At 72.4% G+C, this 16,074-nt stretch carries 14 protein-coding genes; 5 read left to right on the forward strand and 9 right to left on the reverse strand.

All coding sequences use genetic code 11. The features are described from left to right. Positions 1-16: 16 nt before the first annotated feature. Entirely contained in the window at positions 17-883 is an 867-nt protein-coding gene (locus ACZ6D7_RS11700; RefSeq protein ID WP_469487526.1) for a hypothetical protein, read from the reverse strand. A gap of 238 nt (positions 884-1,121) precedes the next feature. Between ACZ6D7_RS11700 and ACZ6D7_RS11705 the strand changes: the two genes are divergently transcribed. Next, the gene (locus ACZ6D7_RS11705) at positions 1,122-2,813 is read left to right on the forward strand and encodes a chitinase (protein ID WP_469487529.1); all 1,692 of its coding nucleotides are present in this window, start codon (positions 1,122-1,124) and stop codon (positions 2,811-2,813) included. A 147-nt stretch (positions 2,814-2,960) separates the two neighbouring features. Here the strand turns inward: ACZ6D7_RS11705 and ACZ6D7_RS11710 are convergent, their stop codons facing one another. Further along, positions 2,961-4,088, reverse strand: coding sequence for a lipid II:glycine glycyltransferase FemX (locus tag ACZ6D7_RS11710; protein ID WP_469487534.1), 1,128 nt, complete (start codon positions 4,086-4,088; stop codon positions 2,961-2,963). Between the two features lie 222 nt (positions 4,089-4,310). Continuing rightward, complete coding sequence (locus ACZ6D7_RS11715) at positions 4,311-4,700, reverse strand: hypothetical protein (protein ID WP_469487536.1); 390 nt, start codon at positions 4,698-4,700, stop codon at positions 4,311-4,313. 119 nt (positions 4,701-4,819) lie between these two features. Here ACZ6D7_RS11715 and ACZ6D7_RS11720 point away from each other — a divergent pair, with 119 nt between their 5' ends. Further along, on the forward strand, positions 4,820-5,329 hold the full coding sequence (locus ACZ6D7_RS11720) for a SigE family RNA polymerase sigma factor (protein WP_469487539.1): 510 nt from the start codon (positions 4,820-4,822) through the stop codon (positions 5,327-5,329). Between the two features lie 90 nt (positions 5,330-5,419). Next, complete coding sequence (locus ACZ6D7_RS11725; protein WP_469487542.1) at positions 5,420-6,688, forward strand: hypothetical protein; 1,269 nt, start codon at positions 5,420-5,422, stop codon at positions 6,686-6,688. A gap of 42 nt (positions 6,689-6,730) precedes the next feature. Here the strand turns inward: ACZ6D7_RS11725 and ACZ6D7_RS11730 are convergent, their stop codons facing one another. The 3 genes from ACZ6D7_RS11730 to ACZ6D7_RS11740 form a co-directional block, all read right to left on the reverse strand. Next, the gene (locus ACZ6D7_RS11730) at positions 6,731-7,327 is read right to left on the reverse strand and encodes an isochorismatase family protein (protein ID WP_469487545.1); all 597 of its coding nucleotides are present in this window, start codon (positions 7,325-7,327) and stop codon (positions 6,731-6,733) included. A gap of 136 nt (positions 7,328-7,463) precedes the next feature. Further along, positions 7,464-8,789, reverse strand: a complete 1,326-nt coding sequence (locus ACZ6D7_RS11735) for an Nramp family divalent metal transporter (protein ID WP_469487548.1) — start codon at positions 8,787-8,789, stop codon at positions 7,464-7,466. Positions 8,790-8,858: 69 nt separating this feature from the next. Then, positions 8,859-9,350 carry an ATP-binding protein gene (locus ACZ6D7_RS11740; RefSeq protein ID WP_469487551.1) on the reverse strand — a complete coding sequence of 164 codons (492 nt, stop codon included), beginning with the start codon at positions 9,348-9,350 and terminating at the stop codon, positions 8,859-8,861. Between the two features lie 156 nt (positions 9,351-9,506). Between ACZ6D7_RS11740 and ACZ6D7_RS11745 the strand changes: the two genes are divergently transcribed. Next, a complete protein-coding gene (locus ACZ6D7_RS11745; protein WP_469487554.1) occupies positions 9,507-10,049 on the forward strand; it encodes an MOSC domain-containing protein in 543 nt (180 codons plus the stop codon). Positions 10,050-10,061: 12 nt separating this feature from the next. Here ACZ6D7_RS11745 and ACZ6D7_RS11750 read toward each other — a convergent pair whose 3' ends face one another. Both ACZ6D7_RS11750 and ACZ6D7_RS11755 read right to left on the reverse strand, forming a co-directional pair. Beyond that, on the reverse strand, positions 10,062-10,997 hold the full coding sequence (locus tag ACZ6D7_RS11750) for an anti-sigma factor RsbA family regulatory protein (RefSeq protein WP_469487556.1): 936 nt from the start codon (positions 10,995-10,997) through the stop codon (positions 10,062-10,064). Positions 10,998-11,052: 55 nt separating this feature from the next. After that, positions 11,053-13,683, reverse strand: a complete 2,631-nt coding sequence (locus ACZ6D7_RS11755) for an ATP-binding protein (protein WP_469487558.1) — start codon at positions 13,681-13,683, stop codon at positions 11,053-11,055. Between the two features lie 308 nt (positions 13,684-13,991). Here ACZ6D7_RS11755 and ACZ6D7_RS11760 point away from each other — a divergent pair, with 308 nt between their 5' ends. Beyond that, the gene (locus ACZ6D7_RS11760; protein WP_469487561.1) at positions 13,992-15,359 is read left to right on the forward strand and encodes a M14 family metallopeptidase; all 1,368 of its coding nucleotides are present in this window, start codon (positions 13,992-13,994) and stop codon (positions 15,357-15,359) included. Here ACZ6D7_RS11760 and ACZ6D7_RS11765 read toward each other — a convergent pair. Continuing rightward, positions 15,356-15,964 (reverse strand): hypothetical protein, encoded by a 609-nt coding sequence (locus tag ACZ6D7_RS11765; protein ID WP_469487566.1) that lies wholly within the window; start codon positions 15,962-15,964, stop codon positions 15,356-15,358. The two genes, ACZ6D7_RS11760 and ACZ6D7_RS11765, sit on opposite strands and share 4 nt — an antisense overlap. Between the last annotated feature and the right edge of the window lie 110 nt (positions 15,965-16,074).

Raw genomic sequence — 16,074 nt, forward strand, 5'->3', positions numbered from 1 at the left:
ACGGTGGTCCGGTGTCTCAGCCCGTGGTGAGGGCGCGGACGGGGCGGGCGGTGAGTTCGGAGGGGGGCGGCGGGGTGGCGGAGCAGAAGACGCAGCGGTCCCCGATGACGTCGATGCCGCACCAGTGGCAGACGCTCTGCCGCACCGAGGCGACCAGCTGGTAGAGGACCGACAGGTCGGGCAGGTAGGCGCAGAACTCGATCAGCTTTCCGGTGCCCCACCAGTCGGCGGACTCGGCGGGGGCCTCGGTCTCGCGCAGGCCCTGCACCTTCCAGGCGGGGGCGAGGGTGCCGGTGACCCAGTCGGACTGGAGCTGGCCGCGTCCGACGAGCAGCCAGGTGCCGAACTCGGGTCCCGGCAGGGTGACGTCGGGGGCGGCCTTGACCAGTTCGGGCTGCGGATGGGCGAGCACACCGAACTGACTGCCCGGGACCCATGATCTGGCATGCGACTTCAGACCGACCACGGGGACGCGGTCGAGGCGGGCGACGGACCCGAGCAGCGCGCCGGCGTGGAGGTAGTGGGTGAGCAGCCGTCCGGCCGAGGCGAGCACGCCGGGCCCGAGGTCGCAGGAGGCGAGCTGGCGCAACTGGCGGGCGAGGACCGCGACTCCGAGCGGGGGCAGGTCCGGGCGGAAGAGCGCGATGCGGTCGCTCTCCAGGAGCGAGCGGATGGTGTGCAGGCGCTGTTCCACGGCCGGGGGCACGGCCCGCGAGTACACCACGACCACGTGCCCGTGCTGTTCGACGAGCGTCTGGACGGCGGCCAGCGCCTGGTCCAGCGGCTGCCGGTCCAGGCCGGCCAGCACGGTCGCGGGCAGGGTCCGTTCGTCCTGCGGCGGCAGCGCCAGGTCGGCGCCGGTCACGGCAACGGCAGTTGGCACGCGCAGCTCCCCGATTCCGCGGTCCGGCCCACCGGGGTTACTCCGGTGCACCGGGGTGACTTCATTGCGTGACTACCTCAGCACTGTATCCACGCCCCTGTGGCCGGAGAACAGCTTTCCGTAGCCGGTAAGGAACTCTTCTTCGCGCAAGTCACGGCAAATCGGGGCAGGTTGCGCACACCGGCCCTCCACAAACGGATCCCTTGACAACGGAATTGGTCTGGACCACCGTGTTGTCATGTCCCCACATAAAAGATCGACACGACTGTGGTCGGGAGCGGTGACCGCCGCCCTGGCCCTCACCCTGGCGGGCGCGGCTCAGGCGTCCGCCGCGGATGTCAACAACGCGAAGAACGCCGGCTTCGAGTCCGGCCTGACCAACTGGACCTGCTCGGCCGGCAGCGGCACGACCGTCTCCTCCCCCGCGCACGGCGGCGCGGCCGCGCTGAGGGCGACCCCGGCCGGGCAGGACAACGCCCGGTGCTCCCAGACCGTGGCCGTGAAGCCCAACTCGACGTACACGCTGGGCGCCTGGGTGCAGGGCGGCTACACCTACCTCGGCGTGACCGGCACGGGCACCACGGACGTCTCGACCTGGACGCCCGACTCGTCGTCCTGGAAGCAGCTGACGACCACCTTCACCACGGGCTCCGCCACCACCTCCGTGACGGTCTACACGCACGGCTGGTACGGCCAGGCGGCCTACTACGCCGACGACGTCTCGGTGTTCGGCCCCGACGGCGGCGGAGGCGGCGGCCCCGCCCCGACGATCCCGTCCGCACCGGCGGGCCTGGCCGTCTCCGGCACGACCTCCTCGTCCGTCTCCCTGGCCTGGAACGCCGTCTCCGGCGCGACCGGCTACAACGTCTACCGCGCCGGGACGAAGGTGACGGCGGTGACCGGCACCTCGGCGACCGTGACCGGGCTCGCGGCGTCGACGTCGTACAGCTTCCAGGTCACGGCGACCAACGCGGCCGGTGAGTCGGTGAAGTCGACGGCGGTGACCGGGACGACGACGGCGACCGGCGGTGGCGGGGGCGGCTCGCTGCCCAAGCACGCCGTGACCGGCTACTGGCAGAACTTCAATAACGGCGCCACGGTCCAGAAGATCTCGGACGTCCCCGCCCAGTACGACATCATCGCCGTGGCCTTCGCCGACGCGACGACCACACCGGGCGCGGTCACCTTCAACCTGGACTCCGCGGGCCTCGGCGGCTACACGGTCGACCAGTTCAAGGCGGACGTCCGGGCGAAGCAGACGGCCGGCAAGAAGGTCATCGTGTCGGTGGGCGGCGAGCGCGGCACCGTGTCGGTGAACGACTCCACGTCCGCGACGAACTTCGCGAACTCGGTGTACGCGCTGATGCAGACGTACGGCTTCGACGGCGTCGACATCGACCTGGAGAACGGTCTCAACCCGACCTACATGACCCAGGCGCTGCGGTCGCTGGCCGCGAAGGCGGGGCCGTCGATGATCCTGACGATGGCGCCGCAGACGATCGACATGCAGTCGACGTCGAACGGGTACTTCCAGACCGCGCTGAACGTGAAGGACATCCTCACGGTCGTCAACATGCAGTACTACAACAGCGGTTCGATGCTGGGCTGTGACGGCAAGGTCTACTCGCAGGGCTCGGTGGACTTCCTCACCGCCCTGGCCTGCATCCAGCTGGAGGGCGGCCTCGCCCCGTCCCAGGTGGGACTCGGACTGCCGGCCTCCACGCGCGGCGCGGGCAGCGGGTACGTCTCCCCGACGGTGGTCAACAACGCCCTGGACTGCCTGGCGAAGGGCACGAACTGCGGCACCTTCAAGCCGTCGCGGACGTATCCCGACCTGCGGGGCGCGATGACGTGGTCGACGAACTGGGACGCGACCGCGGGCAACGCGTGGTCGAACGCGGTGGGGCCGCACGTGCACGCGCTGCTGTGAACCCCGGCACGAGGTGAGCGGACGGCCGCCCGGGGACCGGTCTCAGGACCCCGGGCGGCCGCCCCGGCGCAGCGCGCGGGCGCACCGGCCGACGACCGAGGCGTCGACCAGCGCCCCGACGGACAGGCGTTCAGAGGGCGGCCCAGGTCACCTGCGCCCGAGATAGACCCCCAGCGCCCGCTGGAGCACCTTGCCCTGGGTGCCCACCGGGCGTTCCCACTCCCCGAGGTACTCCACGGCGCGGCCGCCGGTCCCCGTCTTGAAGCGGAGGCGGCCGAGGAGACGGGACTCGGTGAGGGCGGGGGTGACGGAGCGCAGGTCGTACGTCTCGACCCCCGCCGCCCGTGCGTCGCACAGCATGCGCCACAACAGCGCGCTGCTGGGGCGCAGCAGGCGCCCTCGGCGCCCGGACGCCGCGTACGAGTGCCAGGCCCGGGAGCCCACGTTGATCATGAGGGCCGCGGAGAGCACCTCGTCGTCGTACTCGGCGAGGTAGAGGCGGAGCCGGTCGTTGTCCTCGGCGTTCAGGGCCTTCCACATGCGGGCGAAGTAGTCCAGCGGGCGGGCCTTGAAGCCGTCGTGGGCAGCGGTCGCGGTGTACAGGCGGTGGAACTCGGGCAGGTCGGCGGCCGTGCCCCACACGACATTGACGCCTGACCTCTCGGCCGTGTGCAAGGACTGTGCCCAGTGCGGGGCGAGGGCGTCGCGCAGGTCGTCCACCGAGCGCCCCGCCAGCGGGATGTAGCAGCCGTAGCGCGGCTGGCCGAGGCCGAATCCGCTGCCGTCGCCCTCCTCGCAGGGCCGCCATCCGAGCCGCCGCAGCCGCTCCGCGGCGTCGAGCGCGAACCCGTCGATGCCGGCCGCGGGCACATCGTGCAGATGCCGTACGTCGGGGGCGGCGATGCCCGCCGCCACGGTGGCCGCGTCCCAGTGACGTACGACCAGCGGCGGCCCGATCCGCACCGAGAACGCCCCGATCCGCTCCAGATGGGCGACGAGCGGGTCCAGCCAACGCTCCAGCCGGGGAGTCCGCCAGTCGATCGCGGGTCCGTCGGGAAGATACGCGAGGTAGCGCCGCGTCCCGGGCAGCGGCCGGTACAGGACGAGCGCCGTCGCGACCATCGCCTCGCCCTCGAACCAGCCGACGCTCTCCGGCAGCCAGTCGGGCTTCACGTCGCCCCACTCGGGGATCTGGAGATGGCTCGCGTCGGGGGACCGCCGCAGGTGGGTCAGATGGTCCTGGCGCGTGATCTCCCGTACGTACAGGCTGGTCATGGGTCGGGTGCTCCTGCTCGGGGCGGCCACCCTAAGCCCGGGATCACCGGACGGGTCAAGAGTTCACGGCTGTGAACTGCGCCCATGCCTGTTTGCCGTCGTTCGCTCCCCGTATCCCAGTCGGGCTCGGTGTACCGGACCGGCAGGACGGGTGAACGGCCGGCGACGGGCATCCGAACTCCGCCTTACGGCAGCCGGGCAAGGCCGACCACCTGTGGTGACTCAGCCCGTCGGCCGGTAGTACCCCAGTACCCAGGCCAAGTGCGCGAACCAGCCCCGCAACCGCTCCTTCGGCTTCGCGCGGACGACGCCCTCGTAGACCCTGCCGTCCAGGTGGACCACGGCGACCATGAGGGACTTGCCGTCGTCGCTCGCCTTGTAGTGGACGCTGCGGATCTCGGGCCAGGCGAACTCGACCGTGATGTCGTACATCTCGAAGGCCACGCCCGACGCGTCGACGACGATCGAGTTGTGCCTGTCGACCGCCAGGAACTCGGGCAGGGCCTGGCCGGGCGGAAGGTACTGGGGTCCCTCCGGAAGGTACTGCGGCGGGGGCGGGCCGAAGCCCGGGGGGCCTGCCGGGAGCGGTGGCGGAGGCGGCTGGTCTGTCACCCCGGCAACCTACCCCGCCCTCCCTGTGCGCCCTCTTTCCGTCCCCCTGAAACATTTCCCGGCCCCATCGCATCAATGAGGTGAGGACGGAAGCGAAAGCCGACTTGGGGGGAACACGCATGAGGCAAGCCCGCGCGGACGAGTACGCCGAGTTCGCGGCGGCGCGCGCCGGGCATCTGTACCGGTCCGCGTGTCTGCTCACCGCGGGGGACACACACCTGGCCGAGGATCTGGTTCAGGAGACCCTCGGCAGGCTGTACGTCCGGTGGGGGCGGGTGTCGGGCGCCGACAACCCGGCCGCCTACGCGCAGACCGTACTGACCCGCACGTTCCTCGCCCACCGGCGGCGCCGCAGCAGCCGCGAGCGGGCCGTGGAGGCGTTCCCGGACGTGCCCGACGGCGGCGGTACCGACACCCCGCTGCGGCTCACCCTGCTCCAGGCCCTGGCCCGGCTGCCCGCGAAGGACCGGGCGGTCGTGGTCCTGCGGTACTGGGAGGACCGTTCCGTCGAGGAGACCGCCGGCGCGATGAACGCCAGCTCGGCGGCCGTCCGGACGCGGTGCACCCGGGCCCTCGGCCGGCTGCGGGAGCTGCTCGGCGAGGACATCGGCGACTACGTGCGGCCCTGAGCGCACACCGCACACGCACACCACACACCACACCCCGCACACCCCCCTCACCTCGATTCATTCCCAGCTCGTGGAAACGGTGGTTCACCCATGCCCGTAGACCAGCACGGCGATCCCTTCGAGGACCGCCTCTCGACCGCCCTGCACCAGGCGGGCGGAGCCTTCGACTCCCCCCGCACCGAACTCACCGCCGCCGGCGCGGCGCGTGGCCGGCGGCTCCAGTTGCAGCGCCGCGCCGCGATCGTGGGGGGCGCGGCGGCCCTCGCCCTCGTGGCGGTGGGCGGGACGCTGCTCCTCGCGGGCGGTACGCCCGACGCGCGGCCCCCCTCGGTCGCCGCGAGCGCCGGCGGTACCGCGGGGCCGGCCCTCTCCGCCGCCTCCGCCGTCTCCGCCGACGAGATGGTCCGTACGCTCCGGCAGCTGCTCCCCGAAGGGAAGTTCAGCAAGACGGAGGCCCGGGGCACGGACGGGGAGCTGCCGCCGCTCGCGGTGGGCGCGTTCGACGACGGCAAGGGCGAGGGGTCCGTCTCCGTGGGCCTGGACCGGATCCCGGCGGACGCGGGGGAGATCGATCCGTCGGCCCAGGTGATGCCCTGCCCGGAGAGCGGGCAGGGCGACTTCGACAGCTGCGAGAGCGGTCTGCTGCCCGACGGCTCGGCGGTCACCGTCTACCAGGGGTACGTGTATTCCGACCGCCGCGAGGAGACGAAGTCGTGGGGCGCGGATCTGGTCACCCCCGCCGGTGAGCATGTGAGCGTCATCGAGTGGAACGCCCCGGCGGAGAAGGGCGAGCCGGTCACCCGGCCCGAACCCCCGCTCACCACCGCCCAGTTGAAGACGCTGGCCAGTGCCTCGGAGTGGCGCCGGATCATCGCCGCCATGCCCGAGGAGAAGCGGCCGACCACCGCCGTGACCGCGCCGTCGAGTCCGTACATGGCCGGCTACGTGGTCATGCGCAAGCTCGCCCTCCTGCTGCCGAACGGCATCGGCCGCATCGCGGACGACAGCCAGGACGGATACGGCTCCTTCGTCGTCAACGACGGCACGGGCCCGAGCCTGGTCCAGGTCAACGTGCAGCCCGACATGTCCGACGTCGCCGGCAAGCTCTACGACGAGGACGCCGAGACCCTCCCCGACGGCACACTGGTCGCACTCCGGCAGGGGCCGGACGAGAAGGGGCGTGCCGGGGTCGTGATGTGGACCGTCGACACCCTGCGGAAGGACGGCATGCGCGTGGTCGTCAGCGCCTTCAACACGGGCGACCAGAACAAGGACGCGACCCGGGCGAAGCCGGCCCTCACGATGGAGCAGTTGCGGGCGATCGCGCTCAGCCCCCGTTGGACGAGCGACGAGGACTGACGGCGCGGTACCGGGAGGCGGACCGGGGGCGGGCCCCGGCCCTCAGGCCCCGGATCGGGCCCCGGCCAGCAGGCCCAGGATCTCCTCCGTCGTGCCCGGCTCGCCGATCAGCGGGAAGAGGTACGACACGCTGTGCCGGTGCGCGTCCTCGCTGATGTCGGTCATCGCGTCGACCGCGAACGTGACGTGGTACCCGTGCTCGTGGGCGGCCCGCGCGGTCGACTCGACCCCGAGGCTGGTGGCGACACCGGCGAGGACGATCTGGGTGACGCCCCGGCGGCGCAGCTGGAGGTCGAGATCGGTGCCGTGGAAGGCGCCCCAGGTCCGCTTGGTCACCAGGACGTCCGTGTCGTGGCCGGTCAGCGGTCCGGCGATCGGGCCGAGGTCGTACGGGCGGGAGCGGCCGCCGGCCAGCCGGGCCGCCTCGCCGCGGCCGGGGGCCGCGTCGGCGCCGTCGGGCGAGGTGGCCATGCGGACCAGGACGACGGGGGCGCCGAAGGACCGAAAGACGTCGGCGAGTTCGGCCGCCCGGGCCACCACGTCCGCCGCCGGGTACGGCTTCGTCGGGGCGGCGAGCGTGCCGGCCTGGAGGTCGATCAGCACGAGCGCGGTCCTGTCGTCGAGCACGGTCACGGCCATGGCGCGGGCACCTCTCCTAGGGATCGGCACGCAGCCCAGGAGAGGTGCTTGCGAAACTCAAGCTTGAGAAACTCAAGCAACGCGGCCGGAAGAGGCCAGGGAGGCGGAAGAGGCAGGGAATGCAGGGGAGGCAGGGTCAGAAGAACTCCGACCACGGCTGGTCCCAGACCTGCTTCACGCACAGCACCAGGAACAGCAGCCCCGCGAGCGCCAGCATCGCGTTGCTCAGCAGCCCGTTGCGCCATTCACGCGGCGTACGAGAGGAGTTGAGCAGCCACAGCAGCGTGCCCGCCAGGAACGGCAGGAAGGCCGCGCCCAGGACGCCGTACAGGATGATCAGGCGGAAGGGCTGGCCCTGGAAGAGCAGGACGATCGGCGGGAAGGTCAGCCAGAGCAGGTAGGCGCGGAAGGGCCAGGACCGCTCCCGCCGGCCGGAGGCGACCTCCTCGCCGCGGGCCGCCGCCTTCGACCGGAACCGTGCCACGAAGTCGGCGAACATCAGGCTGACGCCGTGCCAGACACCGATGAGGGAGGTGAAGGAGGTCGCGAAGAAGCCGATCAGGAAGAACTTCGCGGTCGCCGCGCCGTACTCGGCCTCCAGGATGCCGCTCAGCTGGACGAGCCCCTTGTCGCCGCTCGCGATCGCCACGTTCGCCGAGTGCAGCAGCTCCGCGCCGACGAAGAGCATGGCGATGACGAAGATGCCGGTCGTGGCGTAGGCGACGCGGTTGTCCAGCCGCATCACCTTCATCCAGCCGGTGTCGGTCCAGCCCTTGGCGTTGACCCAGTAGCCGTAGGCGGCCAGCGTGATGGTGCCGCCGACGCCGCCGATCAGGCCGAGGGTGTTGAGGACGGAGTCCTTCTCGTCGGGGAGGACGGGGAGCAGGCCGGCCAGGGCGTCGGGGAGGTTCGGGGTGACCCGGATCGCCAGATACACGGTGACGACGAACATGACGCCCACCAGGACCGTCATGACCTTCTCGAAGACCGCGTACTTGTTGAACCAGACGAAGACCAGGCCGACCAGTCCGCACGCGATGCCCCACCATTCGAGGTCCATCACGTCCGGGAACAGGGCTTGGAGCGGCAGCGCGCTCGACGACATCGCGGCCGCGCCGTAGACGAAGCCCCAGATCACCGCGTAGACGGCGAAGAACCACGTCGTCCAGCGGCCGAGGCTCGCCCAGCCGTCGAAGAGGGTGCGGCCGGTGGAGAGGTGCCAGCGGCCGGCCGCCTCCGCCAGGGAGATCTTCACCAGGCAGCCGACGACCGCCGCCCAGAGCAGGGTGTAGCCGAAGTTGCTGCCCGCGATGAGGGTGGCGACCAGGTCGCCCGCGCCCACACCGGTCGCGGCGACGACGATGCCGGGGCCGATGTGCTTCCAACTCGCTCTGCGGGGGGAGGTGTTGTCGATGCCGGATGGTGCCTCGGTGTCCGTGGGGTTTCCCGTGGTGTCCGCCATGAAGGTCAAGAAAGCCCACGGAGCCCGGTCCGGCAAGAGGGCGGGCACGATCTCCACCCGAAGTGATTGCTAGTGCGACGGCTGCCGCCGACCGCAGCCGTCGCACCCGCACGTGCCGAGCTCGAACCACACGGTCTTGCCCGGCCCGTCCCTCAGACAGCCCCAGCGCCGGGCGAGCGCGTCCACCAGGAACATCCCCCGGCCGCTCTCCGCACCGCCCGCCTGGCGTACCTCCGGGGTACGACGGCCGGTGTCGGCCACCTCGCAGCGCAGCGTGCCGTGCGCGGCGAAGAGGGTGAGCCGGAAACGAGTCGCGGAGTGCAGCACGGCGTTCGTGGTCAGCTCGCTGACCAGCAGCTCGGCCGTGTCCACCAGGTCGTCCCGGTCCGCCAGCCCCCACCGCTCCAGCTGCCCGCGCACCTGCGCGCGGGCCTCCCGGACGGCGGCGGGCCAGGGCTCGTACTCGACGCTCGAATGCCCTGCCCCCAAGGGCGGTTGGGGGTACGCGCCGTACTGAGGATGGGGGTCCGGGAGCGGTCCTCCCCCGGAGAGTCGCAGCATGACAACAGCGTGCCCTCCCCGGACCGGTCACGCACGGGGAGGACTACCCGATTCCGTACCCGCCCCCGTCCTGGCCGGGCCCCGGTCGATGTCGACGCCCTCCCGTAGGCTCTGGCCTGCGATTCACCAGGAGCAGCGGGGAGAGAGGCTTCCTAGATGGACAGGTCGGTCAGCGCCGTCAGCAGCAACGGCACGTACTCCTTCACCAAGCCCAACCGCGACAGCATCACGCTGATCGCGGGGCTCGGGGTGGAGGGGGACGTGCATGCGGGGGTGACGGTGAAGCATCGGTTCCGGATGGAGAAGGATCCCTCGCAGCCGAACCTCCGACAGGTGCACCTCATCCACGAGGAGCTGTTCGAGGAGGTGCGGGAGGCCGGGTTCGAGGTGGCGGCCGGGCAGCTCGGGGAGAACGTGACGACCCGGGGACTCGATCTGCTGGGACTGCCGGTCGGCACGCGGCTCCGGCTGGGCGCCGAGGCCGTGGTCGAGGTGACGGGCCTGCGGAATCCCTGCGCGCAGATCGACGCCTTCCAGAAGGGACTGATGAAGCAGGTCGTCGGGCGGGACGCGGACGGCCGGCCGGCCTTCAGGTCCGGGATCATGAGCGTCGTCCTCAGCGGCGGCGTGGTGCGGCCCGGCGACCCGATCACCGTCGAACTGCCGGACGGGCCGCACCGGCCTCTGGAGATCGTCTAAGGGCTGCGGGGCTCACCCGTACTGAAGGCGTACCGACGTGCCCCCGCCGGCCGCGGCGCGGATGTCGACGTACGCGCACACCTGACGGGCGAACCACAGGCCCTGGCCGGGCTCCGGGCCGGTGGCGGTCGGGGGCGGTACGAACCCGGCGAGGGGATCGTCGAGGCGCCGGGCCAGGCCCAGTTCGCAGACGCAGCCGGGGGCCTCGCCCCACAGCAGCGCGCCGGTGACCGGGCCGAGGCCGGCCGCCTCCGCGACGGCCGTGGCGAACAGTTCCGCGTCGGCGGCGCCCAGCCCCTGCGCGGCCGCCCAGCCGCGCACGGCCTCCGGCACCGGCTCGGGCAGCAGCTCCGAATCGTGCGGCACGGGCGGCAGCGGTACGGCGTCCAGCTCGGCGGCGATCCGCAGCGGGTCGGCGTAGACGCCGCTGTCGGGGTGGGCGCGGCGGGCCGCCTCGACGACGACGGAACCGGCGGTGCGGGTGTCGTAGACGCACATCGCGGTGGTCGCCGTGGGGGCGAAGAGGAGGTTGGCGAGGGCCTCGTAGCGGATCCACTCGGCGCTCTCGCGCGGGGAGCGGCCGGCGCGGCCGTTCCACACCGGTTCCATGAGGAGGTGGCAGCGGCCGCCGGGGCCGGCCTGGGTGGCGAGGTGCCGGGCGGCGCGGGCCACGGCGTTGGCGGCGGTGCCGGTGTACCACTCGGTGTGCGGGAGGAGACCGACGTCCTTCGCGGCGGTGCCGAGGGCGTCGCGCAGGAGGTCCAGCTTGTCGGGGGCGAGGATCGCCAGGGGCGGCGGCTCGTCGGGGGCGGCGAGTCCCTCGGCGAGGAAGGGGAGGGCGGCGGCGACGAAGGCCTCGTCGGTGCCGAAGACGCTCATGCGGTGGTCGAACGTGCCTTGCGGGGAGGGTTGGCGGGTGGCGGTCGGCTGGGCGGGGCGGGCTGTCATGGGTCCCCCATACGTGGTGGCGGGTGGGTGGTGGCCGGGCGGGCGGGGCGGGCGGTCAGCGTTGGGCCGTCACCCAGGCGGCGATCTGGCTGCGGTTGCTGAGGCCGAGCTTGCTGAGGATGCGTTCGACATGTCCTTCGGCGGTGCGGCGGGCGATCACCAGGCGGTCGGCGATCTGCTGGTTGGCGAGTCCCTCCGCGACGAGTTCGGCGACCTGCGCCTCCCGGCGGGTGAGCCGGACACCGGGCGGCGGTCCGGCGGCGGCCCGGTCGGGCTCGGTGGGCGGCACGCTGCCGGTCTCGTCCAGGGCGTACGCGACGACGTCCGGGAGGGCGAGGGCGGCACCCCGGTCGTACGCCCGGCGCAGGGCGGCGGGGCCGAGCGCCTCGCGGACGCGCTCCTCGCCGGCCCGGCGGGTGGCGTTGAGGGCCGCCGAGCCCCAGCGGTTGCTGTCGACGTCGGCCCAGGCGCGGTCGGCGCCGCCGAGCAGGACGGCCGCCCGGTGATGGGCGCCCCGCTCGGCCGCGATCCGGGCCAGCAGGTCGAGGGTGAGGCCCATGCCGAGCACGTCGTGCACGGCGAGCTTGAGCCGCAGGGCCTCCCTGCCGTGCGCCTCCGCCCGGTCCCCGTCGCCCTTCACGCTGTGGGCGAGCGCGAGGATGCGTTCCACGTACGACAGCACCCACCGCTCGCCGTGCGCGGCGCACAGCCTGCGGGTCTCCTCGCAGACGTCGATGGCCTCGTCGGCGCGGCCCAGCAAGGCCAGCGCGCAGGCGAGTTCGACGCGGTCCAGGCCGACGAGGCTGAGGTGCTGGCCGGGCAGCGGGCCGCGGGCGACACCGGTCCGGAAGTGGTCGAGGGCGCCGGTGAGGTCGTCGCTGAAGAGGCGGATGACGCCGACGACGTACTCGGCGTGCGCCGCCTCCGCCGTGTCGCCGAGGCGGTGGGCGAGGTCGCGGGCCTGTTCGGCACGGCGCCGGCCGCGGGTGAGGTCCTCGGGGCAGCCGGCCAGGAGGCCCGCGATCCAGAGCGCGCGGGCCCGTTCGGGGGTGGGGTCGGGGTTGGCTTCCAGGGCGCGGTCGAGCCAGTAGCGGCCCTCGCGGGGGGCTCCGCAGGCGTGCCAGTGGAACCACAGGGTGCCGGCGAGCCGCAGTCCCGCGAGGGCCTCGCCGGGGGTGGTGAGGCTGAAGTCGAGGGCGGCGCGGAGGTTGTCGCGGTCGGCGCGCAGGTGGGCGACGATGGCGGGCTGGCCGGGGCCGAACCAGGCGCGCTCGTGGGCCGAGGCCCGGCGCTGGGTCCAGTCCCGGTGCCGGGCGCGGGCGGCTCGCTCCTCCCCCGGGTGCTCCCGGAGCCGTTGCAGGCCGTAGTGGCGGAGGGTGTCGAGAAGACGGAAGCGGACCCCGCCGTCCGGGCCGCTCTCCCGGCACAGCACGGACTTGTCGACGAGCCCGGCGACGGCTTCGAGGACGTCGTGGGGGTGGAGCGACCCGGAGGGCACGACGCCACTCCCCTCGCCCCCGCGGCCGGACTCCGCCGCTGTGCCCGGGTCCGCGCCCCCGCCGCCGGACTTCACCCCTGTGCCCGGGTCCGCGCCCCCGCCGCCGGACTTCACCCCTGTGCCCGGGTCCGCGCCCCCGCCACCGGACTTCACCCCTGTGCCCGGGTCCGCGCCCCCGCCGCCAGGCCTCACCGCCGCACCCAAGTCCTCGCCCCCGCCACCGGACTTCGCCACCCTGCCCGGGCCCTCGCCCCCGCCACCGGGGTTCGCCGCCGCGCCCGGATCCGCGTCCGCGCACACCGCCTCCGCCGTCTCCAGGTCGAAGGTGCCCGCCAGGACCGACAGACGGGACCAGGCCAGTCGTTCGCGGGGGTCGCAGAGTTCGTGGCTCCAGTCGACCGCCGCCCGCAGGGTCTGGTGGCGGGGCAGGACCGCGGGGCTGCCGGCGGTGAGCAGGCGGTAGCGGTCGTCGAGGCGGGCCAGGAGCTGGTCGACGTCGAGGACGCGCATCCGGACGGCGGCCAGCTCGATGGCGAGCGGGAGGCCGTCGAGGCGGCGGCAGAGGCGGGCGACCGAGGCGCGGTTCGCGGCGGTGAGGCGGAAGCCGGGGACCACCGCGGCGGCCCGGTCGGCGAAGAGCGCGAGCGCCGGGTAGCCGTCGGCGGCGGAGAGGTCGCCGTCCGGGTCGGGGACGGGCAGCGGTCGTACGTCCATGAGGTGTTCCTCGGTCAGACCGAGCCGGTGGCGGCTGGTGGCGAGGATGCGGATGCCGGTGGTGCCGCGCAGCAGCGTGCCGGCCAGCGTGGTGCAGGCGGGCAGCAGGTGCTCGCAGTTGTCGACGACCAGGAGCAGCCGCCGGTCCCTGACGCGCTGCGCGAGCGCCTCCAGCGGCGGGCGTTCGGAGTGGTCGTGGAGGCCGAGCGCGTCGGCGACGGCGTGCGGGACCAGGGCGGGGTCGTGCAGTCCCGAGAGGTGGACGAAGCGCACGCCGTCGGGGAAGGCCCGCTCGACGCGGGCCGCGAGCCGGCCGGCCAGCCGGGTCTTGCCGACGCCGCCCGGGCCGGTCAGGGTGACCAGCCGGGCGTTCGCCAACAGTTCGCGCCCTTCGGCCAGTTCGGTCCGTCGGTCGACGAAGCTGGTCGTCTCCACCGGCAGGTGACAGTCCCGGCGCGGCGCTGATCCGCCCATGATCAGCCAGTCCTCTGAGGGGATGGGTTCATGCGGACCCTCAGGCTTCCCCGGGAGGTACATATATGCACGTTCAGGTCACACGGGTGGGTGCACTTTGCCGCGGATCGCTCCGAAAGGCGTGGTCATGCGTACACTGCGCGGCCCCCTTTCCGCATGATTCAGGCCAGCGGCTCTTTGTCGTCCCTTGACCTGCACATGCCATGCGCTCACGATGAGCGGCACCCGTACCGCCGCACAGCAAGCGCACAGCACGTCGCACGGAAGCAGCACGACCCCCCACACTTCCCTCCCCACAAGGAGATCTCATGCGACTTCGCATCCGCGGTTCAGGCACCGGCGCCACGAGCGCCCGCGGCAGACGGTCGGCCGCCCTCGCCGCCCTGCTGGCCCTCGCCCTCGCAGCACCGCTGACGGCCACGGCCACCGACGCGGCGGCGGGCAGCGCCGCGAAGCCGGCGGCCTCCGCCGACGACATCCGGCAGTACGAGATCCAGATCCACCACAGCACCCCGCAGATGCGCACCGCGATCGCCGCGTCCGGGGTGAGCGTCGACGAGGCCGACGAGGAGACCGTCGTCGTCTCCGGCCGCGCGGACCAGATCAAGAAGCTGCGCGCCCAGGGCTTCGAGGTCTCCGCGCTGGGCGCCGCGCCGAACCGCGTCGCCGAGGACGAGGTACGGCTGTTCGACTTCCCGTCCGCCGACTCCCGCTACCACAACTACGCGGAGATGACGGCGGAGATCGACCAGCGCATCGCCGCCTACCCGGGCATCATGAGCAAGCGGGTGATCGGCAAGTCGTACCAGGGCCGGGACATCGTCGCCGTCAAGATCAGTGACAACGTCGCCACCGACGAGGCCGAGCCGGAGGTGCTGTTCACCCACCACCAGCACGCCCGTGAGCACCTCACGGTGGAGATGGCCCTCTATCTGCTGCGCGAACTCGGCGCGGGCTACGGCTCCGACTCCCGCGTCACCAGCATGGTGAACGGCCGCGAGATCTGGATCGTCCCGGACCTCAACCCGGACGGCGGCGAGTACGACATCGCCACCGGCGCCTACCGCTCATGGCGCAAGAACCGCCAGCCCAACTCCGGTTCCTCGTACGTCGGTACGGACCTCAACCGCAACTGGGCCTACCGCTGGGGCTGCTGCGGCGGCTCCTCGGGCTCGACGTCGTCCGAGACCTACCGGGGGACGGCGGCCGAGTCCGCGCCCGAGGTGAAGGTCGTCTCCGACTTCGTACGCAGCCGGGTCGTCGGCGGCAAGCAGCAGATCACCGCCGGGATCGACTTCCACACCTACAGCCAACTGGTGCTGTGGCCCTTCGGGTACACCACCTCCGACACGACCACCGGGATGACCGCCGACGACCGCAACGCGTTCGCCACGGTCGGACGGTCGATGGCCGCGAGCAACGGCTACACACCGGAGCAGGCGAGCGACCTGTACATCACGGACGGGTCGATCGACGACTATCTCTGGGGTACACACAAGATCTTCTCGTACACCTTCGAGATGTACCCGGGATCGGCGTCCGGAGGTGGGTTCTACCCGCCCGACGAGGTCATCGAGCGGGAGACGTCCCGCAACAAGGACGCGGTGCTCCAGCTTCTCGAGAACGCGGACTGCATGTACCGGTCCATCGGCAAGCAGGCCCAGTACTGCGCCTAGTCGGCGTCCTTCTCCTTGACGTCGGTGTCCTTGACGTCGGTGTCCTTGACGTCGGTGTCCGTGACGTCCTCGTCCTCGGCGTCGCCTTCTTCGAAGTAGGCGTCGAGGACCGCGTCCAGCTGGTCCTCCCACTCCTTGAAGCGGCTCCTGGCCGTCGCCTCGACCTCGATCGGGTACCAGCGGCGGTCAGGGGTGTGCACCGTGATGGTGAACCGCTTGCCGAAACGCGGCGCCTCCGTCTCGACGGCGCCGATCTCGTCCCAGCGGAACTCGCACGCCTCCTCGTCCAGCCGGAGGCGGACTCCCTTGGCGTCGGCGGTGATCCGCGCGCGGCGGTCGGAGGCCTCGAAGACGGGACCGTCGGACGGCTCGTCCTCGGCGGGGGTCTCCTCCGCCGGGGCCGGCACCTCCTCGGACCCGGCGGCCTCGTCCCGGACGTCCTCGCCGGCGTCGGCGTTCTCGACGGACTCGGCGTCCTCGACGTCGTCGGCGGGCGCCCTGTCCTTCGGCTCCGCGGTCACGGGCGACGTGAGCCCGGGGATGAATGCCGGGTCGAATCCGGCGCCCTCCAGGGGCTGGCTGCTCGAACCTATGCGCTGCTCCACAGCGGGCAGTATGGTCGAAGATCCTGTGCCGGACACAGCCAGCCCCAACTTCGTTATGAGACGCCTACACGAACAGGCCCGATCCGGCCGCCACGACGAGCCCGGGCACC

This window comes from Streptomyces sp. NPDC041784, from assembly GCF_055591025.1.